At 60.5% G+C, this 21,394-nt stretch carries 18 protein-coding genes and 1 pseudogene; 6 read left to right on the top strand and 13 right to left on the bottom strand.

Annotated features, from left to right (window positions below):
- Positions 1–28: 28 nt before the first annotated feature.
- The 4 genes from AB4N84_RS00115 to AB4N84_RS00130 form a co-directional block, all read right to left on the bottom strand.
- Positions 29–802, bottom strand: coding sequence for a ParA family protein (locus AB4N84_RS00115; protein WP_460044714.1), 774 nt, complete (start codon positions 800–802; stop codon positions 29–31).
- A gap of 114 nt (positions 803–916) precedes the next feature.
- Positions 917–1,246: a hypothetical protein gene (locus AB4N84_RS00120; protein ID WP_074754000.1), complete on the bottom strand. Its 330-nt coding sequence runs from the start codon at positions 1,244–1,246 to the stop codon at positions 917–919.
- Between the two features lie 141 nt (positions 1,247–1,387).
- Positions 1,388–1,690, bottom strand: a complete 303-nt coding sequence (locus AB4N84_RS00125) for a DUF1883 domain-containing protein (protein WP_074754002.1) — start codon at positions 1,688–1,690, stop codon at positions 1,388–1,390.
- An 84-nt stretch (positions 1,691–1,774) separates the two neighbouring features.
- The gene (locus AB4N84_RS00130) at positions 1,775–2,038 is read right to left on the bottom strand and encodes a DUF2798 domain-containing protein (RefSeq protein WP_460044715.1); all 264 of its coding nucleotides are present in this window, start codon (positions 2,036–2,038) and stop codon (positions 1,775–1,777) included.
- A 127-nt stretch (positions 2,039–2,165) separates the two neighbouring features.
- On the opposite strand from AB4N84_RS00130, the gene AB4N84_RS00135 reads away from it, so the two are divergent.
- Positions 2,166–3,137, top strand: a complete 972-nt coding sequence (locus AB4N84_RS00135; protein WP_460044717.1) for a LysR family transcriptional regulator — start codon at positions 2,166–2,168, stop codon at positions 3,135–3,137.
- A gap of 3 nt (positions 3,138–3,140) precedes the next feature.
- Here the strand turns inward: AB4N84_RS00135 and gcvA are convergent, their stop codons facing one another.
- Positions 3,141–4,046: a transcriptional regulator GcvA gene (gene gcvA, locus AB4N84_RS00140; protein WP_460044718.1), complete on the bottom strand. Its 906-nt coding sequence runs from the start codon at positions 4,044–4,046 to the stop codon at positions 3,141–3,143.
- Positions 4,047–4,192: 146 nt separating this feature from the next.
- Here gcvA and AB4N84_RS00145 point away from each other — a divergent pair, with 146 nt between their 5' ends.
- Positions 4,193–5,035, top strand: coding sequence for an EamA family transporter (locus tag AB4N84_RS00145; protein WP_460044720.1), 843 nt, complete (start codon positions 4,193–4,195; stop codon positions 5,033–5,035).
- A gap of 23 nt (positions 5,036–5,058) precedes the next feature.
- Here the strand turns inward: AB4N84_RS00145 and AB4N84_RS00150 are convergent, their stop codons facing one another.
- The 5 genes from AB4N84_RS00150 to AB4N84_RS00170 form a co-directional block, all read right to left on the bottom strand.
- Positions 5,059–6,534, bottom strand: coding sequence for an efflux transporter outer membrane subunit (locus AB4N84_RS00150; RefSeq protein ID WP_460044721.1), 1,476 nt, complete (start codon positions 6,532–6,534; stop codon positions 5,059–5,061).
- An 18-nt stretch (positions 6,535–6,552) separates the two neighbouring features.
- The gene (locus tag AB4N84_RS00155) at positions 6,553–9,660 is read right to left on the bottom strand and encodes an efflux RND transporter permease subunit (protein ID WP_460044723.1); all 3,108 of its coding nucleotides are present in this window, start codon (positions 9,658–9,660) and stop codon (positions 6,553–6,555) included.
- Positions 9,657–12,833 (bottom strand): efflux RND transporter permease subunit, encoded by a 3,177-nt coding sequence (locus tag AB4N84_RS00160; protein ID WP_460044725.1) that lies wholly within the window; start codon positions 12,831–12,833, stop codon positions 9,657–9,659. The genes AB4N84_RS00155 and AB4N84_RS00160 overlap by 4 nt, the downstream gene beginning before the upstream one ends.
- Complete coding sequence (locus AB4N84_RS00165) at positions 12,830–14,086, bottom strand: MdtA/MuxA family multidrug efflux RND transporter periplasmic adaptor subunit (RefSeq protein ID WP_460044726.1); 1,257 nt, start codon at positions 14,084–14,086, stop codon at positions 12,830–12,832. Before AB4N84_RS00165 ends, AB4N84_RS00160 begins: the two co-directional genes overlap by 4 nt.
- 333 nt (positions 14,087–14,419) lie before the next feature.
- Positions 14,420–14,959 carry a helix-turn-helix domain-containing protein gene (locus AB4N84_RS00170; protein ID WP_460047185.1) on the bottom strand — a complete coding sequence of 180 codons (540 nt, stop codon included), beginning with the start codon at positions 14,957–14,959 and terminating at the stop codon, positions 14,420–14,422.
- 131 nt (positions 14,960–15,090) lie between these two features.
- On the opposite strand from AB4N84_RS00170, the gene AB4N84_RS00175 reads away from it, so the two are divergent.
- Positions 15,091–15,873: an aldolase gene (locus tag AB4N84_RS00175; RefSeq protein WP_460044728.1), complete on the top strand. Its 783-nt coding sequence runs from the start codon at positions 15,091–15,093 to the stop codon at positions 15,871–15,873.
- A 255-nt stretch (positions 15,874–16,128) separates the two neighbouring features.
- The gene (locus AB4N84_RS00180) at positions 16,129–17,097 is read left to right on the top strand and encodes an alpha/beta fold hydrolase (RefSeq protein ID WP_460044729.1); all 969 of its coding nucleotides are present in this window, start codon (positions 16,129–16,131) and stop codon (positions 17,095–17,097) included.
- A gap of 150 nt (positions 17,098–17,247) precedes the next feature.
- Here AB4N84_RS00180 and AB4N84_RS00185 read toward each other — a convergent pair whose 3' ends face one another.
- Positions 17,248–17,559, bottom strand: a complete 312-nt coding sequence (locus AB4N84_RS00185; protein ID WP_460044731.1) for a hypothetical protein — start codon at positions 17,557–17,559, stop codon at positions 17,248–17,250.
- Positions 17,560–17,656: 97 nt separating this feature from the next.
- Between AB4N84_RS00185 and AB4N84_RS00190 the strand changes: the two are divergent.
- Positions 17,657–18,286: pseudogene (locus AB4N84_RS00190) on the top strand (dipeptidase); the annotation flags it as partial.
- Positions 18,287–18,305: 19 nt separating this feature from the next.
- Here AB4N84_RS00190 and AB4N84_RS00195 read toward each other — a convergent pair.
- A complete protein-coding gene (locus AB4N84_RS00195) occupies positions 18,306–19,013 on the bottom strand; it encodes a transporter substrate-binding domain-containing protein (RefSeq protein ID WP_460047186.1) in 708 nt (235 codons plus the stop codon).
- Between the two features lie 91 nt (positions 19,014–19,104).
- Entirely contained in the window at positions 19,105–20,100 is a 996-nt protein-coding gene (locus tag AB4N84_RS00200; protein WP_460044733.1) for a lactonase family protein, read from the bottom strand.
- A gap of 127 nt (positions 20,101–20,227) precedes the next feature.
- On the opposite strand from AB4N84_RS00200, the gene AB4N84_RS00205 reads away from it, so the two are divergent.
- The gene (locus AB4N84_RS00205) at positions 20,228–21,316 is read left to right on the top strand and encodes an MFS transporter (protein WP_460044734.1); all 1,089 of its coding nucleotides are present in this window, start codon (positions 20,228–20,230) and stop codon (positions 21,314–21,316) included.
- Positions 21,317–21,394 lie beyond the last annotated feature (78 nt).

The following is a 21,394-nucleotide window of genomic DNA, read 5'->3' on the forward strand; positions in this document are numbered from 1 at the left end:
ATCGCCAAATGACTTCGAGTGCCGAGGATCAGGCGGCCCGCTCCAGCTCGGTCAGCAACGCCACGAACTGCAACGTCAATTTATGCCGTGCATCGAGGTGAATCAGCGGCACCGACGCCTCATGGGACTCACGCATCTTCACTGAACTGTTCAGGTAGGTCGACAGCACGGGCAAGCCTTCTGCGATCAATTCGTCGATGAGGCTCTGATGCAGGCTGGCGCGGCTGACGAACTGATTGACCACAATGCCTTCGACGGTCAGGGATTCGTTGTGATCGGCCTGCAGCTCGGCGACCTGCGCAATGACGTTGTACAGCGCCTGGCGGGAAAAGCTGTCGCAATCGAACGGGATCAGCACCCGGTCGGCGGCAATCAGGGCGCTGTAGGAATAGAAATTCAGCGCGGGCGGCGTGTCGATGTAGATCCGCTCGTAATCCCCCGACAGCTCAACCAGCAAACGACGCAGCTTGTTGATCTTGAACTTGGATTCAAGCTTGGGCTGCAGATCGGAAAGCTCCGCGCTGGAGGCGATCAGAAACAGGTTGTCGTAGCGGGTCTCGCTGATCTCGGCCCGGTTCTTCTTGCCCGAAGAGGACGACGACAGGGTCTGCTTGAAAAAATCGGCTATGCCGACGGGCATGTCATCGCCCGTGAGACCGGTCAGGTAATGGGTTGAGTTGGCTTGTGCATCGAGGTCGATCAACAGCGTCCGATACCCTTCGGCGGCGCTCACAGCGGCCAGATTACAGGCGATGCTGGATTTGCCCACCCCTCCCTTTTGATTGAATACTGCGCGACGCATGAGACAGATGACCCGTGAAAAAAAGTCATCGATCATACCAGTGAATGTTTTCGTTTTATGTGGCAGGTCACAGACAGTTACGTGACAGCTGTGTGACAAAAGCCCACTCAGATCTCAAACGCAGTCTTTCGCCGCCCGCCCAAACCCGGAACTCAGCAGACTGCGTTCATACACAAACACCTTGCCGCCGTTCGAGGCCTTGTAGGCTTCGATGACGTTATCGGCGGCGACGGAACTTGAGACCACAATCCGATAATGCCGCTGGGTCTGAGACAGGCTGGGGCTCAGTGCATTGTCTTGCAGTTTTGGCATCACGCAGGCGGTGAACTGCTCGGGGGACTTTTGGGTGACCAGGGTCAGCGTCGGCTCGTTGGGCGCGGACGCACAGCCCGCCAAGAGCGAGCCGGACATCATCAATACAGCGGAAAAAAATAAACGACGCATCGGCGGTCTCCTGTAACAAATGCTGCCCTGCTGGCAGGCGCTTCAATACAGGCCATTGTCCAGTTCCGGCACCAGAACTGAACTTGAAAGACATGATGCTGACTATCGACGCCGACGATGGATAGCGATGCGTCCGGGCGCTCAGCGCAAGGACGAGCTGGACCGGCGGACGATCTTGATCGAGTGTTTGACGTCAGGCTTGCGGGTCACGCTGATGGCCCGTTTGGTAACGGTATCGATTGTGATGTTCCAGAAGCCGCTGCTCGGCACCACGATTTTCGCCGGAAACGTATCAAACGCGCCGCCGTGATAGGTGTGACGTCCACCGTTCTTGAAACTGCGAAAATTGGCGTCGCTCATCAGACGAATGTTGCAGATGCCGGAGGCTTCGATCACCACAATGTCGTCTTCGTTGAGGTGTTCGCGCTGGTGAATGAATTTCACGGAGGTTCCACTGGAAAGATTGGCAAGGTGCGAAGAATATCACGCCGTCGGCGTCCCTCGCTGACTGCACCTCGCCCTACGCTTTCATTCGCAACGCACGGTCCAGGCCACAAGCCGGGCAACGATCGGGCGCACGACAAGCACGCACACGAACGCTGATGGCATCGCCACGCGGTAGGCACTCATCACGTTTCTCATGTAATGGTCATCAAAGCCGAACTCTGCCAGCGTGATGACGAGGCACATCAGAAAGGCCATGATCGTGGCCATATAGAGCGCGAAGACGTACGCGGTCATGGCTTTGGGGAAACGGATTTTTGCGGTACTGCGCAGGGTTCTGGCGTCCATCGTGAAGTCCTTGCTGATGGGTGGAAGAAAGTGAGCGGCTAACCTAACAAGCTGCCCGCCCGCCCGGTAGGCGGGTTGCGCTTGATTGACTCTTAAGTAAAATCGACGAATCGATCAGGAGGAGCCGATGGACATACTGGGATTGATCAAGACGTTCATCAGCGTGGTGGAGAACGGCAGCATTGCCTCAGCGGCACGTGCCAAGGGCATGAGCCCTGCCGCGGTCAGCCAGAGCATCACCCGGCTCGAAACTCATCTGGGCGCACGCCTGCTGTCGCGCACGACCCGCCGCATGGCGCTCACTGAAAGCGGCGCGCGTTACTTCGAGAAGGTGCGCCACATCCCCCACGACATCGACCTTGCCTCGCAGGCAGCGGCCGTTGCGACCGCCCCGCAAGGTTCGCTGTGCATCGCTACCACCACCGCTTTCGGACGTTACGTGCTGGCGCCGCTGATGCCCGCGTTCAAAGCACTGTACCCACGCATCGATATCGAGTTGATCAGCACTGACCGGCGCGTCGACCACAGGCTTGAAGGTGTCGACGTCAGCCTGCGTATCGAGGCACAACTGAACGATCAACTGATTGCCCGGCGCATTGCCTCGATCCCGTTCGTGTTCTGTGCCTCACCGTCGTACCTTGAGCGCGCAGGGATCCCCCTCACGCCCGAAGACCTTCAACACCACGCGTGCCTGGTGTTTCGCTACCCCACCGATGGACGCTTCCTGCCGTGGAGCTTTCGGCTCAACGGCAAACGTTTTGAAGCGAAACTCCAGCCGGGCTTCATCTGCGACGACATCGACACCCTCGCGCAAATCGCCTTGAACGGCGGCGGAATCGCGCGCCTGGCAAGCTTCATCGCTCAGCCGCTGATTGACAGCGGCAGGCTGTTGCCACTGTTCGAGTCAGACCCTGCCGGTACTACTGGTGCGGAGCCTGAACCCATGGAGATCTACGCCTGTGTGAGCGAGCGCTCGGCATTGAACGCCAAGGTGCGCGCGTTCATCGAGTTCATTGAGGCGGCGATGCAGGCCGATAGGCGTGCGCGGCAGCAGAACGCCGCTTCACCGGGCATCACCCGCCCAATCCACATAGTGTGAGCGCTAGCGCAGTGTCGGACCGCTGAGGCTGCCCTCCTCCTGCAGCCATGCACAAAACAGCGAGATGGTTTCGTCTGCGGCTTTGTCGGCCGGAACGTAAGCGCAATAACTGCGGGATTTGAGCCGCGGCTGGGCAAACGGAATGACCAGCCGGCCGGCCTCCAGATCGCTGGACACCAGCGCAACCGGTCCCATTGCGATACCCACGCCGTCAATGGCCGCCTGCAAGGTCAGGTAGAAATGATCGAAGACCACGGCCGCAGCGGGTTTCAAGGTGGGAATCCGGGCGCTCGCCAGCCAGTCCGGCCAGAGCCGTGGAAGGCTTGAGGTGTGCAGCAACGTGTGTTGGCGCAGGTCTTCGGGTGTTTGCAGCGGCAGACGCTGCAACAGCGCAGGGCTGCACACCGGCACCCGTTCCTCGCGCAGGAACACGTGGGTGGAATAACCGTAAAGCGTGTCCGGTCCGCCGCGAATGACGACGTCATAAGCCGTCCGCAAACTTTCCACCGGTCTGTTGGAGGTCTCTACTTGAACTTCAATGCCGGGATACCGGGCACGGAGTCCTTCCAGTCGTGGCACCAGCCAGCGCAGTGTGAACGTCGCGGACGCATTCACGGACAGCGTACGCGTCGCAGAGACCGGGAAGCCGAACCTCGCAGTCGCCTGCGACAGCTGCTCGAACAGCGGCCCGACATCCGCCAGATACGCGCTGGCCGCAGGCGTCAGCACCACTCGCCGGTTGTGCCGTTCGAATAACGCGGCGCCGAGCCAGTCTTCAAGCAGACGAACGCTTTGGCTGACCGCCCCTTGCGTGACATGCAGTTCCGCCGCTGCGTCCTTGAAGCTGCCCAACCGGCCAGCCGCCTCGAAGGCACGCAACGCATTGAGGGGAGGCAATACCCGATTCATTCGCAATAGCCTGTCTGATGTGAAGCGCCAATTTATCTGGTTTGTCAGGGCCCACCAAGATAGATATTTTGCTGATCACGCCAGCGTCGGCCGACGATGTCTATTTTGAAGCACTCCCCTCTGCCCTAATTTTGGAAAACAACACCATGCTCAGCGCCACTGGCGGTTTTGTCCTGCTTGCCGCCGTCCTTCATGCCAGCTGGAACGCCCTGCTGCATGGCAACCGCGACCGACACCTGTCCATGGCCTGGATGAGCATCGTCATCGCCATTGTCTCCACGCTGGTCGCCCTGAACCTGCCGCTGCCAGCCGCCGGGGCGTGGCCGTACATCGTTGCCTCTGGCTTGGTCCACATCGTCTACAACATCAGCCTCATCCGTTCATACGGCCGCAGCGACCTCTCAGTGGCCTATGCCATTGCGCGAGGGTCATCGCCCTTGCTAGTAACCCTCGGCGCGGCGCTGTTCGCTCAGGAGGCGATCAGCCCTCTGCACGTGCTCGGGATCGTCATGATATCGGGCGGTATTCTTGCGCTGGCGTTGCTTGACCGCCGTGTGTCCCGCGCCGATGTGCTCGCGGCACTCAGCACAGGTGTGATCATCGCGCTGTACACGGTGATCGATGGCATTGGTGTGCGTCAGTCCAACGGCCAGGCGTTTGCTTACACCGCCTGGATGTTCATGTTCTATTGGTCGATGCCACTGCTCTTCATCGCCAAGCGCGGATGGGCCGCGCTGTTGAACCCGATCCGCACCCACCCGCTTTCGGTGAGCTCATCGCTGGGCGGCGGACTGGTGTCCATCGGTGCCTACGGGATTGTGATCTGGGCGATGCAATCGGGCGCCATGGGCGGCGTGTCGGCACTGCGCGAAACCAGCGTGGTGTTCGCCGCGCTGATCGGGCGCGTGTTCCTGGGCGAAGACATGAGCGCCAAACGCTGGACCGTGTGCGCTGTCGTCGCTGCTGGCGCCGTGTGCCTGGGGCTTTGAGCGGCACACGATGCCCTCGAACGTCACTGCGTTCCGGCGTTTCCGGCCGCCATGGAAAACGGTTGCTCAGGATTCCAGGAACCACCCAGCGCTGCCTGCAACTGGACGCTGGTGACCAACTGAGTCGCCACCAGACTGAGCAACGTCTGGCGCTCGTTGAGGCTGGTGGCCTGAGTCGTGGCCACGTCAAGGTAATCGATGACGCCGGCTTCGTACTGGTCGCGGCTGACCGCCGCCGACTCTTCGGCCGATTGAGCCGAGTTACGCCGTGCTTCCAGCTCAGGCTGCAAGGTGCGCAACTCCACCAGGTAATCCTCGACTTCGCCCAGACCGGTCAGCACGGTCTGGCGGTAGGTTGCCACCGTCGCATCGTATGCGTGCCGCGCTTGATCGACGCCCGCCCGCGTCGCGCCAAAATCGAGAATCGTCCCGGTCAGGCTCGGGCCGATGGACCAGAAACGGTTGGGCAACGAAAACAGATTGCTCACGGTCGAGCTTCGATAACCGCCACTGGCGCTCAGTGTCAGGTCAGGGTAATAGGCCGCCGTCGCCACCCCGACCGCCGCGTTCGCAGCGGCCATCTGACGCTCGGCGGCGGCGATGTCGGGCCGTCGCTCCAACAGGCGACTCGGCACGCCCAATGGCACGGCGGGCACGTGATACTGCCAGGCCGGATCAGCTGACAGGGTGAAATCCGCAGGCGGCTTGCCGATCAGTAGCGCGATGGCGTGCTCCAACTGCGCGCGCTGCCATTGCAGGTCCAGCATGGAGGCCTGAGCGCTCTGCAGTTGGGTCTTGCCGGTCGCGAGATCGGCACGCGAGGAAATCTGCTCGTCGTACTTGTTTTGAATGATCTGCAAGTAGCGCTCATAACCCGCGATGGTTTCCCGGTACAAGGCAATCCGCTGATCGAGCAGGCGCAGCTGGAAGTAATTCTGAGCCAGCGACGATTGCGCGCTCAGGGTCGCGTTGGCGAGGTCGGCGGCGCTGGCCTGGGCGCTGGCGCGGTCTTGCTCGTTAGTGCGGCGCAACCTGCCCCAGATATCCGCTTCCCAGCTCAGGTCCAGGCTCGCCGAATGTTCCTTGCTCACGCCGCCAGCACTGCTGCCGGACGACGAACCCGTGGATGACGATCCGGTGCCCGTCTCACTGCGGGTGCTGGATCCCGTGCCGGTCAGTACGGGGAACAGTTCGGCGCGGGATTGACGGACCAAGGCCAGCGCTTGCTGGTACTGGGCAGCGTACAGCGCAACGTTCTGGTTATTGAGCTGCACCTGGCCGACGAGCGCGTCCAGTTGCGGGTCTTGGTAAAGCGTCCACCAGGCGCCCTTCGGCAGTTCGTCCTGCGGGTTGGCCGCCTTCCAGCCTTGCGCTTCCTTGAAGGTCGCAGAGAGGGGCGCGGTCGGCTTCTGATAGTCAGGGCCGACCATGCAGCCGGCCAACAGGGTGCTGCTGAGCAACAGGGCGGTACAGAGGCGGGACAAAGGAAATGCGTTCATTCAGTTAAACCCTGTCAGTCAGCCGGGCACGTGAGTGCGGCGAATACGCGTGTGCCATAAGGTGCGGGACGCGCGGCTCAGGCGATCGAGATAGAGGTACACCACCGGCGTGGTAAACAGCGTCAACAGCTGGCTCAGCACCAGGCCGCCTGCGATGGCCACGCCCAGAGGTTTGCGCAGGTCGGCATCGCCACCGCTGCCCAACGCCAGCGGCAACGCGCCGAAGAACGCGGCCAGCGTGGTCATCATGATGGGCCTGAACCGCATGCGGCAGGCCTCGATGATCGCCTGTTCCGGCGACAGCTTGCGGTCGCGCTCGGCCATCAAGGCGAAGTCGATCATCATGATGGCGTTCTTCTTGACGATGCCGATCAACAGCAGGATGCCGATCAGGGCAATCACCGTCAGTTGCATGTTCACCGCCTTGAGCAGCAACAGTGCGCCCACCCCCGCCGACGGCAAGGTCGAGAGGATGGTCAGCGGGTGGATATAACTCTCGTACAGCACACCTAGCACGATGTAGACCGCCAGCAAGGCCGCCGCGATCAACCACGGCATGCTCGCCGCCAGCGCGGCGTAGGCCTGCGCGGTCCCGGCAAAACCGTATTGTATGTCTCGCGGCAGCCCGACCTTGTCCACCGCAGCGTTGATGGCCGCCGTCGCCTGATCGAGGGACACGCCGTCCTGCAGGTTGAAGGCAATGGTGCTGGTCGCCGACTGACCCTGGTGGGCCACCGCCAGCGGTGCATTGTCCGGGGCGAAGGTGGCAAATGCGGTCAGCGGCACCTGCTGGTTGTCGCTGTTGATCACGTACATGCGATCGAGCATGGTTGCGTCGCTCGTGTAGAACGGATCGAGGCCCATGACCACGTGGTACTGGTTCAGGGTTTTGTAAAGGGTGGCGACTTGCCGCTGGCTGTAGGCGTTGTTCAGCAGGTTATCAATGTCGGTGACACTCACGCCCAGACGGCTGGCGGCGGCGCGGTCGATGTGCAGCTTGAGCTCCTGGCCACCGGTCTGAGAGTCGGAATCGATGCCGGTCAATTGCGGCAAGGTACGCAACGCCGCCTCGACCTTGGGCGCCCACAGGCGCAGCACATCCAGATCATCGGCCTGCAAACTGAACTGGTAAGTGGCGTTGGCACTGCGGCCGCCCACGCGAATGTCTTCGGCCGGGGTCAGGAACAACTGGATGCCCGCCACTTTGTTATTGGCTTTGGTCAAGCGATTCGCCACGGCCGCCGCGCTGCTGGTGCGAAGGGTGTAATTCTTGAGCCGGACAAAGAAATCACCGGTGTTGCGCGAGCCTGCACGGCCACTGCCTGTCGACGACATGACCGCTTCCACATCGGGGTCAGCCGCCAGGTCATGGGCGATCTGCATCAGGTGCGGTTTGAGCGCCTGAAACGAGATGCTTTGATCGGCGCGCACCGCGCCCATCAGCACGCCGGTGTCCTGCGCCGGAAAGAAACCCTTGGCGACCGTGGCATACAGATAAACGTTGAAGCCGACCGTCAACAGCAGGCTGAACAGCGTCAGCAGGCGATGGCGCATGACCCAGGCCAAGGCCGCGATGTACGCCCCCTGTAACCGCGCGAGCCCTGCTTCAATCCACTGGTAGACACGCGGTTCCTTGGCATCATGCGCAGGCTGACGGAGCAGCATCACGCACAGGACCGGCGTGAGGCTCAGAGAGACGATCATCGACAGGCACAAGGCGATGCTCAATGTCACCGCGAACTCGCGAAACAACCGACCGACGATGTCGCCCATCAGCAGGATGGGAATAAACACCGCAATCAGCGACAGGGTCATGGACAGCACCGTGAAGCCGACTTCGCGGGTGCCCATCAACGCGGCGCGCAACGGGCGCATGCCCTGCTCCTGATACCGCGCGATGTTCTCCAGCACCACGATGGCATCGTCCACCACGAAGCCGGTGCAGATGATCAAGGCCATCAGCGACAGGTTGTCGAGGCTGTAGCCGAGCAGGTACATGACCGAGCACGTGCCGATCAACGAAACCGGCAGCACCACCGCCGGAATCAAGGTGGCGCGCAGGTTGCGCAGAAACACGAAGACCACGGCAATCACCAGCAAGGTCGCGATCAACAACGTTTCTTCCGTGTCGTGCAGTGACGAACGCACCGTCGGCCCACGGTCAATGACACTGATCAACTGCACGTCGCCAGGAATCTCGCGCTGCAGCTCCGGAATCAGCGCCTTGATGCTGTCGATGGTCTGCAGCATGTTCGCGCCCGCCTGACGTGTCACGCCCAGCGTCACCGAAGGCTGGCCGTTGTAGTAACCACCGACGAAGGTGTCTTCCACCGAGTCGTAGACGTTCGCAACATCACGCAGGCGCACGGCCGCACCGTTCTGGTAGGTGATGACCAGTGCCTGGTAATCACTGGCCTTGTCGATCTGATCGTTGCCATCGACCACCCAGCTTTGCGCATCGCCCTGCAGAATGCCCTTGGGCTTGGCCTTGGTCGCGTTGTTGACGGCCTCGCGCACCGTCTCCAGCGAAATACCGGCGTGGTTCAAAAGGTTGGGCTGGATGTCGATGCGCACCGCGGGCAACGCGCCGCCGCGGACCGAGACCTCGCCCACGCCGTTCACCTGAGCGATCTTTTGTTGCAGCTTGCTGTAGGCCAGGTCGTAAAGCTCGCCGGGGCTGCGGGTCGACGAGGTCAACGCCAGCATCAGCACCGGCGCTTCGGAAGGGTTGGCCTTACGGTAGGTCGGCAGCGACGGCATGGAACTGGGCAGCAGGCTGCGCGAGGCGTTGATGGCCGCCTGCACGTCACGGGCAGCGCCGTTGATGTCGCGATTGAGCTCGAACTGCAGGATCAGGGTGGTGGATCCCTGGCTGCTGGTCGACGTCATCTCGGTGATACCGGCGATCTGTCCAAGGCTGCGTTCCAGTGGTGTCGCCACCGTGGCCGCCATGGTTTCGGGGCTGGCACCGGGCAGCGAGGCGCTGACCATGATGGTCGGGAAATCCACCTGAGGCAGCGGCGCCACCGGCAGCAGCATGTATCCCAGGATCCCGGCCAGCGTAATACTCAGGCTCAGCAACAGCGTCGCCACCGGACGACGAATGAACAGCCGGGAAAGGTTCATGCCTGCGCCCTGCCCCGGTTCACACGTGCCTTGGCCCGCTCCGAGAGACGGTCAAACATCAGGTAGATCACCGGTGTGGTGAACAGCGTCAGCACCTGGCTCAGCAGCAGACCGCCCACGATCACCAGACCCAACGGTCGGCGCAGCTCAGCACCGGCGCCCGTGGCCAGCATCAGCGGCAACGCGCCAAACAGCGCTGCCAGCGTGGTCATCAGGATCGGCCGCAAGCGCAACAGCGCCGCACGGTGAATGGCCGCACGCGCATCAAGGCGAAGGTGCTGGCGACCTTCGAGCGCGAAGTCGATCATCATGATCGCGTTTTTCTTGACGATCCCGATCAGCAGCACCACGCCGATCAAAGCAATGAGGCCGAACTCGGTGCCCGTCAGTATCAGCGCCAGCAACGCCCCGATGGCCGCCGATGGCAGCGTCGAGAGAATGGTCACCGGGTGAATGAAGCTCTCGTACAGCATGCCCAGCACGATATACATCGTGACCAGTGCCGCGAGGATCAACCACAGCGTGTTGCCGGTCGCGGTCTGAAACGCCTCGGCCGCGCCCTGGTAACGCAGCGTGATACTGCTGGGCGCGTCGAGTTCGGTCATGACCTGGCTGATCGCTTGCTGGGCCTGCTCCAGCGAGTAGCCATCGGCCAGGTTGAACGACAGGGTCACGGCCGGAAACTGATCAAGGCGGCTGAGTGACAGGGAGCCGGTTCGCTGACCGACCTTGGCGATGTCGGTCAGGCGGACCATCTGTGCCGCCGTGCTGGCGGTGCTGGTCGTGCTGCCTGTGCTCGACGAGGTGCCACTGACGGTGGAAGTCCCCGTGGTGGTATTGGGTGTGACGGCTGCCAGGTAAATGTCGTTGAAGGACGCCAGCGATTGCTGGAATTTGCCCGGCACCTGCAGCACCACCCGGTATTGGTTGGACTGAGTGAAGATGGTTGAAATCAGGCGCTGGCCGAAGGCGTTATACAGCGCCGTGTCGACATCAGAAGCACTGATGCCGTAGCGCATGGCGGCGGCACGGTCCAGTTCGACATACGCCACCAACCCCTGATCCTGCAGGTTGTCGATGACATCGCGCATTTCCGGGCGATGCTGCAGCTTCTCCATCAGCCTGGGCACCAGCCCCGACAGGTTGGCACTCTCCGAATCGTCCAGCGTGAATTGGTACTGACTGGGCGTCAGCTGATCGTCTACGGTCAGGTCCTGTGATGAGACAAGGTTCAACTGGATACCCGCCACGGCTGTAGCGGACTTTTCCAGACGCGTAATGACCTGAGTGGCGGTTTCGTCGCGCTCATCGAACGGCTTGAGTTCGATCTGCAGACGGCCGTTATTCAGCGAGCTGTTGCTGCCGTCGACGCCGATCGTGGACGACACCGACTGCACGGCGGGGTCCTGACGCACCACCTCGACCATGGCCTGCTGACGGCGGGCCATTTCCGCGAACGATACGTCTTGCGACGCGCGGGTGAAGCCCTGGATCAAACCGGTGTCCTGGGTCGGGAAAAAGCCTTTGGGCACGACCAGATAAAGCAGCGCGGTCAGCGCTACAGTTCCGAGCGCCATCAGCAGGGTCAGGCGTTGGTGATCCAGAACCCACATCAGGCCACGGTCGTAGCCGTCCAGCACTTTCTGATACTGACGATCGCCCCACGCCGCAAAGCGACCTTTCTGGTCGTCGGGCACGTGGCGCAACAAGTGAGCGCAGAGCATCGGCGTCAGGGTCAGCGAGACCACCATCGACACCAGAATCGCCACCGCCAACGTGATGGCGAACTCGCGGAACAACCGCCCGACCACATCGCCCATGAACAGCAGCGGGATCAGGACCGCGATCAGCGAAAAGGTCAGCGAAATGATGGTGAAGCCGATTTCTCGCGAGCCCTTGAAAGCGGCCGCCATCGGTTCCTCGCCCTCCTCCAGGTGCCGGGTGATGTTTTCCACTACCACGATCGCGTCATCGATGACGAAACCGGTGGCGATGGTCAGGGCCATCAGCGTCACGTTGTTGATGCTGAAACCCGCCAGGTACATCACCCCAAATGTGCCCACCAGGGAAAGCGGGACCGCGAGGCTGGGAATCAGTGTCGCGGTAAAGTTGCCCAGAAACGCGAAGGTCACCAGCACCACCAGTCCAATGGACAGCAGCAGTTCAATCTGCACGTCTTTGATCGAGGCGCGGATGGTCTGGGTACGGTCGCTGATCACGGTCAGCTTGACCGAGTCAGGCAACGCCGTTTGCAGCGTCGCCAGCTTCTGCTTGATGCTATCGACCACTTCGATGACATTGGCGCCGGGCTGGCGTTGCACGGCAATCACGATGGCCGGCTGGCCGTTGGCCGTGGCTTCCAGGTATTGGTCCTGGGGCGCTTCGGCAGTGGTCGCGACGTCCTTGAGTCGCAACGCCGCGCCGTTTTCGTAAGCCAGCACCAGCTCGCCATACTCCACTGCGTCACGCAACTGGTCGTTGGCGTCGATGGTGATCGAATGCGACGGGCCGTCAAAGCCGCCTTTGGAGCCGTTCACATTGGCCGCGTTGACCTTGTCATACACGTCTTCGAGGGTCAGACCGTGGGCAGCGAGACTGGTGGGGTTGACCTCGATCTTCACCGCTGGCTGCTGGCCTCCCGCGAGGCTGACCATGCCCACGCCGGAAATCTGCGAGAGTTTGAGCGCAACGCGGGTGTTGACCAGATCCTGCACCCGGGTCAGCGGCAGACTGTCGGACGTCGCGGCGAGGGTCAGCACGGCGGTATCGGCGGGGTTGACCTTCTTGTAGGTCGGCGGGTTTGGCAGGTCAGTGGGCAGCAGGCTGTCGGCGGCGTTGATGGCCGCCTGCACCTCCTGCTCGGCGACGTCCAGCGACAGATCCAGCGAGAACTTCAGGGTGATCACCGACGCCCCGGCCGAACTGGTCGAGTACATCTGCGTCAGACCCGACATCTGCCCCAGTTGGCGTTCGAGCGGCGCGGTAACGGCCGAGGCCAGCACGCTCGAACTGGCGCCCGGGTATAACGTGCTGACCTGGATGGTCGGGTAGTCGACTTCAGGCAAGGCCGAGGTGGACAACAACCGGTAAGCAAAGATGCCTGCCAACATCACCGCCATCATCAACAGCAGCGTCGCGACCGGCCGCTGGATAAACAGTCGTGACGGGTTCATGGATTGACATTGCCCGTGGCTGGCTTCCCGCTTGCGGTTGCAATGACGTTGGAGCTAGCGGGCTTCTCGATTTCAACCTTGCTGCCTTCACGCAGGTGGTCGATGCCGCGAGTGACCACCTGTTCGCCTTGCTGCACGCCTTGGGTCACCACCGTCTGCTCGCCCATGACCGGACCCACCTTGATGCTTCGGCGGGTGACCTTGGCGTCCTTGACCACGTACAGAAACTCGCCGTCGCTGCTCAATTGCACTGCGGCGGAAGGCACAACTACGGCGTTGCGCAGCGTGTCCGTGGTCAGCTTCACGTTGACGAACTGGTTGGGATAGAGCTTCTCGTCCGGGTTATCGAACAGCGCCTTGAGCTTGATGCTGCCGGTGGTGGTATCGATTTCGTTGCTGATGAATTTCAGCGTACCGCTGGCCAACGGCGTCGTGCCCAATTGGTCCAGCGCCTGCACGCTCAACGCCTCCCCTTTGCGCACCTTGGGCAACAGTGTCGCCAGCTGCGCCTGAGGCAAGCTGAAGGTAACGGCGATGGGGTTGGTCTGGGTGACAGTGACGATGCCGGTGGTGCTGCTGGACGAGACGATGTTGCCCGGGTCGACCAGACGCAGGCCGACATAGCCGTCGATGGGCGAAACGATTTTGGCGTACAGCAGATTCAGTTTCGCGGCGTCGATCTGGCCCTGATCCGCCTTCACTGCACCGGCGTACTGCCCGACCGTGGCGGTCTGGGTGTCCAGGTCCTGCTTGGCGAGCGAGTCTTTGGCGAACAGCCGCTTGTAACGCTCTTCGGTCAGCTGCGCGCTCTTGAGCAACGCCTGGTTCTGCGCCATGTCGCCCTGGTACTGATCCAGCGTGGCCTGATACGCGCGCGGATCGATCTGCGCCAGTAACTGACCCTTCTTCACGTACTGTCCCTCGGTGAAATACACGGCCATGAGTTCGCCGTCGACACGACTGGTGACCGTGACCGAGTAGTTAGGAACAACCGTGCCCAGCGCTTGTTGAATCACCGGCACGTCCGCCGTGGCCGCCGTGCCAACGGCAACGCTGACCGCCACATTGGGATCGGTCATGCCCGGCCCGCCGTGACGTCCTCCTGGACTCGACGCAGCTGCACCACTCGCGGACGCTCCGGGCGCTGACGACGGTGTGCGTTCGATGTAGACAAAAACAGCGCCAATGGCTGCGGCTATCAGGAGCGCAAATACAAGGCGCTTTCGTGAGCGGGCTGCCGAAATCTGGGTCATTGGATACTTCTGCGTGGACAAGAAACGAATGGACAGGAAAAACGGGCACGTTCGACGGCATGGCGCCGGGCATGCATCGGTCAGCCACGAGGCAGCCGCGCACAGGGCACCGCCAATGACAGCGGGCGGGCCAAAGAGGTTCAAGCAGCCGGGGATGTTTCGAATTGTTGCGCCATTTAGCCCTGCATGGCCCGGACGAACAAGCGACGCGGCCGACCTTTGCAGATTATTTACATTCCGCTGCAAACAGGGTCAGTACGGCGAGCGACACGGCTTTGGCCCCAACAGCGCCAGGCCTGGCACCAATGTGATGTCCATGCCCACCGCCCCGAATCACTCGTCGGTGCTGTGTACAACCACCAGCAACTCCGCCTGCTCGTCGGACACGGTGCGCAACCGATGGGATTTCTGCGCGTTGAAATGCAGCGCGTCCCCTTCGTCCAAGGTCTGGCGCTCGTCACCGAAATCGACCTCCACGCGTCCGCGCACGACGAAGATGAACTCCTCGCCCAGGTGCTCCTTGAACGCCGAATGGCCGAATGAACGCGGCGGATACACCAGAAAAGGCAACAGCGCCCTTTGCCCGATATGACGCGCCAACGGCACGTGAGCAGGCGCAGATGCGCCATCGGATACACCGCGCGGCTGACGCCGAACAAGGCTATAGCCCTCCAGCGGCAACGGCTCAGTGCTGAACAGCTCCTCGGCCTGGGCATTGAGGGCTTTGGCCAGTTTCAGGGCGACAGCAATCGAGGGGGAACTCACGCCCCGCTCCACTTTGGAAAGGTAACTTTTGGTCAACCCGGTCAGGCCGGCCAGTTGCTCCAGCGTGATGCCCATCTTCTTGCGCAAGATTCTCAGGTGTACCGCCATCCCGCGTTGTTCCTCAAAGGTCATGACACACAGCTTGATAATGACACAAGGTGTCATTAGGATCACATTGTGTCTTGAGGGCGTTGCAGCGCCCGCCAATATTTTGAACGGCTCTCAAACAGGTGCTGACCGTGACCACGACCCTGAACGCCCCGAAAGACCAGCTCGTAAAGCTCGCCGAGCAACAGATGATGACCGCCCTGATCGACAACGATTACAGCGCCAGGCAAAAGCTCGCGCTCACCTGCCGCATCCTGTTTGACGGCGGCCACGACTCTGGCCTCGCGGGCCAGATCACTGCCCGTGCGCAAGCACCGGGCACGTATTATACGCAGCGCCTGGGCCTGGGTTTCGACGAGATTACGGCGTCCAGTCTTTTGGTGGTCGACGAAGGCCTGAATGTCCTTCAGGGTCAGGGTATGGCCAATCCTGCCAATCGTTTTCACAGTTGGCTCTACCGCGCCCGGCCCGACGTGAACTGCATCATCCACACCCACGCACTGCACAGCGCGACCTTGTCGATGCTCGAAGTGCCGCTGGCGGTGTCGCACATGGACATCTGCCCACTGTTCGAGGACTGCGCGTTTCTGAAGGACTGGCCCGGCATCCCCGTGGGCAACGAGGAAGGCGAAATCATTGCCAATGCGATCGGCGACAAGCGCGCCATTCTACTCGCTCATCACGGACTGCTAATCGCGGGGGGCTCCATCGAGGAGGCCTGTGTGCTGGCGCTGCTTTTCGAGCGAGCGGCCAAGATGCAGTTGCTGGCCATGAGCGCGGGTGAAATCCGCCCGATTCCGGAGACGTTGGGCAGAGAAGCCCACGACTGGATTTCAACGCCCAAGCGCCACGGCGCTGCCTTCAATTACTACGCGCGACGGGCGCTGCGCGGACACGGCGACTGCTTGGGTTAACGGCCACTTCAGTGAATGTCCCCCACGCTTACAGCACTTTTTGTATAGGACTGTATCCCGGATACCGCGCCCTACAAACGCATACAAACCCACGCTTTTTCGAGTGCGGCCTCATGATTAAATCGGCCATCTCGACATGGCCCAGCTGTTCTTTGCGTGTTGCTAAACGCGATCAGCTGACTGTCGGCGGGTGACCAAATTGCCTGCCGTCGCCATCGACCCAGCCCATTACCGCTCTGAACTGGAAGGCTATCGATGCTCAAGTTATTTTCCACCGTCACACTGATGTGCGCGCTGAGTGCCCCTATGGTAGGGGCCGCTCAGGCAGCCGAAACCGAAGGCCATTCAATGGAACGCTCATCTGTTGCCTATCGCACCGTCACCGTCGACGGCTTGAATATTTTTTATCGCGAAGCCGGTCGTCCAGATGCTCCAACGCTGCTGATGCTGCACGGCTTTCCGAGTTCGTCGCGCATGTACGACCCGCTCTTTGCTCGGCTGGCTGAGCGTTATCATCTGGTGGCGCCGGACTATCCGGGCTTTGGCCACAGTGATTCGCCAGACCCGAAAACTTTCGCCTACACCTTCGACCATCTGGCCGCTGTCATGCAGGACTTCACGCAGACGTTGGGCTTGCAACACTATTCGCTGTTGATGCAGGACTATGGCGGCCCTGTCGGGTTTCGCATGGCAGTGGCTCACCCGGAAAGGCTGCAGGCGTTGATCGTTCAGAACGCGGTGTCACACGAGGATGGACTGGGACCGTTGTGGCAGAAACGGCGCGAGTTCTGGGCCAATCGTGCGGCCAATGAGGCCGGGTTGCGGGCCAGCTTCTTTTCGTTTTCCACCACCCGCCAGCGGCACATCGGTTCAAGCCCGAACATCGAGCATTTCAACCCTGACCTTTGGGTCGACGAATTCAATTTCCTGAACCAGCCAGGCCAGGCGGACCTGCAGAGCGACCTGTTCTACGACTACCGAAACAACGTCGCCAGCTATCCGAAGTGGCAGGCATGGATGCGCGAGCACCAGCCGCCGGCACTGGTGGTATGGGGCAAATACGACCCTTCTTTCGATGTCGCTGAAGCCGAGGCCTATCGCCGCGATCTGCCCAAGGCTGAGATTCACGTGCTGGAGGCAGGCCACTTCGCACTTGATGAGAAGCCCGATGAAATCGCGAGCCTGATCGACGGTTTTCTGCACAAAACGCTAAGCGCCCAATGAACACCGTCGTCTAACAAGCACCGTTCATCGCCGATTAGCGATTTATTCAAACTTTTCCAATGCCTCGGAGAGTCACACGCTTACAAGGACGGGCAACACCGCCCGTCCTTGGACCTTGTGTGACCTTCTGACTTTTTTGATGAAGAGGCATTACCCAATGAACAAGAAATTAAGCATCGCGCTGGCAGTGGCCGGTCTTACCTGCGTGCTCTCGGCGCCTTCGATGGCCGGTTCTTCCTCGCCAAGCAGCTCGAGCGGTAGCAGCATGAGCGGCCCGTCCTCGTCTTCCGGCAGCAATTCCTCAAGCTCGGGTGAGTCGTCCAGACCCAGCGGCGAAAATGGCGCCAACACCAAAGGCACCGCCTTGCCTGGCTCCGGTGGTGAGGCAGGAAGCGGGGGCAATTCAAGCCCCGGCAACTCCTCATCAGCGGGCGCGGGCTCAAGTTCCAAATAGCGATTCAAGCGGCGGTCAAGCACCGCGCAGCGGTGTAATGTCTGGCCAGATCAGGTGCCTGCCTGACTCTGGCCAGTGGTCCTGAACCCAACCGTGCGTCAGCTCCCTACTACTTCTAACGCAATCCGACTCGACGGCAGCTACCTGGTGGTGATTGCCGAAACAGGGTACGGCGCTGTCATGGCCACGTTTGCCTGGCGCAATGCTGAACGCACCGGCGCGCAAATCACGTCCATGACCGGCGTTTTCGCCCACTCTTCCGAGCTGCAATCAGGCGTCACTCCGGTTGCCAGAATGCTGGACTTCATCAACAGCCTTGACGGCAACATTGCTCTCAAACGCAATCACATCACCGACGCCGCGCGATACGCCGCCGATAACTAGGGCCTGGACTACCTGGGTGGCAAGCTCGGCGTCGGTTTCCCGGACGAATTCATGGGCCCGCTGACCGCCTCGCTGACTTACGTCGCCTTGGACGATAAAGCCTTCAAGCTCGCCGTCAACCTGCGCGTGCCGAAAGGCAAATCGCCGGAGACGCTCAAGTCCGACATCGCCGGGAAGCTTGATGCCTGGACTCGGAAAAGCCACATTACGCCCGTTTTCGAGCTGTCCATTCCCGAACCGATGTACCGCAATCCTGAAGGCGAGTGGGTAAAAGCCCTGCTCTCCGTCGCCACGGAAAACCTGGACATGGCCAATCAATTCGGTACATCCGCCGGCGCGACGTCAGTGAATTATCGCCGACGACATCGGGTTATGCGCCAGAAGGCTGCGCAACACGAGCGTCTTGTACACCGCTAGCCTCCAGCGCTCTGGCGACAAACCCGCTCCGTATAGAGCGATTGATAAAGCTCTGAACGTAATCAGCCGCAGCCGCCCTCCCTTTCGGAACAGCCATAGCCTGTCGGATTTCAGTGAAGTTGTCCTGAAGTACTCTGACGCCTGAGGCCGACCTCGCGAAACGCTCCAGCGGCTGGCGAACCCCGGCCGCAGCTTCCAGCCCTAATTCCAGAAAGGTATCGACAGCACCGGCAGAGGTCGTAGCCCTGATGAGCTCTGCATTCTTCAATGTTCGCGACAAGTACAGGTCATACGCTGCCCCCTCACCCACCGCAATTCGGCAGCCGCCCGTGTCCAGGGCAGAAGCGCACTGGAACTTACTCTCGGTTTTCACCAGATAGGTTCCATCAATGCAGACGTAGGGGGTTGTGAAGGAGATTTTCTCAGCCCTGACCGGCTCAATGGCGAGAAACGCAAGATCCCAAGCCTGTTCTTCGAGCGCACCGAAAACCTTACCGGCGGCGTCATAGGACGTCAGGGACAGGGAAATTTCGAGTTCATCCGCGAGCGCGTATGCCAATGCCACCGACACACCCGAGAGAGTCCCGGTATTTTCATCACGCTGCGCCAAGACTGGATTACCGAGATTGATTGCAACCCGCAGCTCCCCATGGGGAGCCATGTCCCCACGTACAGCTTCAAGATCAAATTCCACAGCTACGCGCTCCTTTTTATGAGTTCGATCAAAATGAGCCTGGCCAGAGGCCGAACCATCAGACGGTTTTAAAAATCATGCACACTGGACTGCCGGTTTTGATGACCTGGCCGCTCGAGGTCAGCGCTCCCGAGTTCTGCTCAACGTCGAAACTGGCGATCGTGTCGCTCTCCTCGTTGGCCACAAACAGGCGTGCGCCATCCGGGGTCAGATTCATGAAGCGAGGTTTGCGACCTTGCGACGATGTATGCCCTTTGGCAGTCAACACACCTCCCTGTTCGATCGAGAAGCTAGCCACAGTGTCGTGGCCCCGGTTTGAGACATAGAGGTACTTTCCGGAAGGCGCCATTACGATTGCCGCTGCACGGCTGTTGCCCGTGAAACTCGACGGCAGCGTGGGAACAATTTCCTGCGGCGTGAGCGCGCCCTGCTCAGGATCATAGGCATAACCCGTCACGCTGCTATCAAGCTCGTTGACTACATAAGCGTTTTTGCCGTTCGGCGCAAATACAACATGGCGTGGGCCTGATCCTTCGCGAGCCTTGATCATGCTGACGTGTGTAGCACCATACTTGGCGTTGTTTTGCTGTACGCGATAAACAAAGACACTGTCCAGACCTTTATCAGGGACGACGACGAATCGGCCCGACGGATCGAATGGAATCATGTGTGGATGAGAGCTGATTTGCTCCACTTTATGCGGCCCAGGCTCTCCAGGCAGCGATTCAAGATGAGCCAGCTCGCCGAGGCTCCCATCGTCCTGAATAGGGAAAATAGCGAAACCACCGGTTGCATAGTTAGCGACAGCCAAAAATGTGTTGGTCGGATCAACGCTGAGGTGAACAGGATTCTTGCCTTGGTTGCCAACTGTATTAAGCCTGGTCAGCTCACCGGTTTTGGCATCGATGGCGAAGGAACTCACCTCGCTGAGATCACCATGCACGCAATAGAGACGAGTCTGTGAGTGATCGAAGGTCAAAAACGAAGGGTTCACCAGATCATTGAGCGTTTGAATCAGGGTGCAGGCGCCAGTTTCAGGCGCATAACGGTACACAGTGATACCAACGCCACGGGCGTTCCGCTCTTTGGTCGTGCGTGATCCAACGTAAGCAAACCGAGGGGTCTGCGAAGGTTATGCGCTGTTCCTGATTCCGGTCGGCCTGCTGATCGACAAGTACGGCGTGAAACGTGTCGGTGGCCTAGGTATTTTTATCTGGTCTCTGGCGACGGCACTTACGGGTGCAGCGTCCAGCTTCGCCAGCCTGTTGACCGCACGGCTGGTCATGGGCGCTGGCGAATCGGTTAGCAATCCAGTGGGTGCCAAGGTGATCCGTGAATGGATTCCGAGTACGGAGCGCGGCACGGTCACTGCCATTTTCAACAGTGGCTCATACGCTGGCCCAGCGATCTGCTCAGTGGTGCTCGCTGCCCTGGTTGCAGCATTCGGCTGGCGTATGTCGTTCGTGATCGCTGGCGCCATTGGGTTTATTTGGCTGGTGGCGTGGTATTGCTTCTACGACAAGCCTGAGCAGGTGAAGTGGCTTGCGAAAGACGAGCGCGAACACATCGTTGCCACTCGCACCAGCAGCTCGGCTGGTGGCGCTGCTACGACGGCGTATGGCCTCAAAAAACTGCTGAAGACTCCAACGCTGTGGGGGTTGGCCATCGCTCAAGGCTGCAACGTCTACACCCAGTACTTATTCCTTACCTGGTTGCCAAGCTACCTGCAGGAAGTACGGCACCTGACCATTGCCAAGAGCGGTCTGTTCACAGCCATTCCGTACGCCGCCGCTGTGGTGTTGTGCATTGTAATCGGCAAGTTGAGCGACCAGTACCTGAAGAACGGCAGTGGTGCTGCCTCGGGTAAACGTCGCAACGTCATCGCGCTGACCATGCTGGTTGCAAGCTGCATCCTGCTGATTCCCTTCGCTGACGATATCGCAGTGCTGGTGCTGATTTTCTCGCTGACCCTGGCAGGTATCGCATCGACTACGTCGCTCAACTTCTCTCTGCTCAACGACCTGCTTCCAAGCTCGGGAGACGTAGGCCGCGCCATGGCGTTCGTCGTGGTCGGCGGGAACATATTTGGGATGTTGGCGCCGATTGTGACGGGGTACGTCATCACTGCAACAGGGAGCTATAACTGGGCGTTTGCCATTGCAGGTGGATTGCTCGTCACTGGCGCCGTTGTGATCCTGAGCATGACCAGGAAGCCGATGATTCGGGTGGAGCAATTGGCTGCGCAAACCTTGGTCGCAAAAACCGCCTGAACCCTCCTGCATACGCGGTGTTCGAGCGTCAGGGGCTAAGCCCAGCCAGGCCTGGCCTGGCCTGGCCATCGATACCCG

It is taken from the genome of Pseudomonas sp. S2_H01 (genome assembly GCF_054668305.1).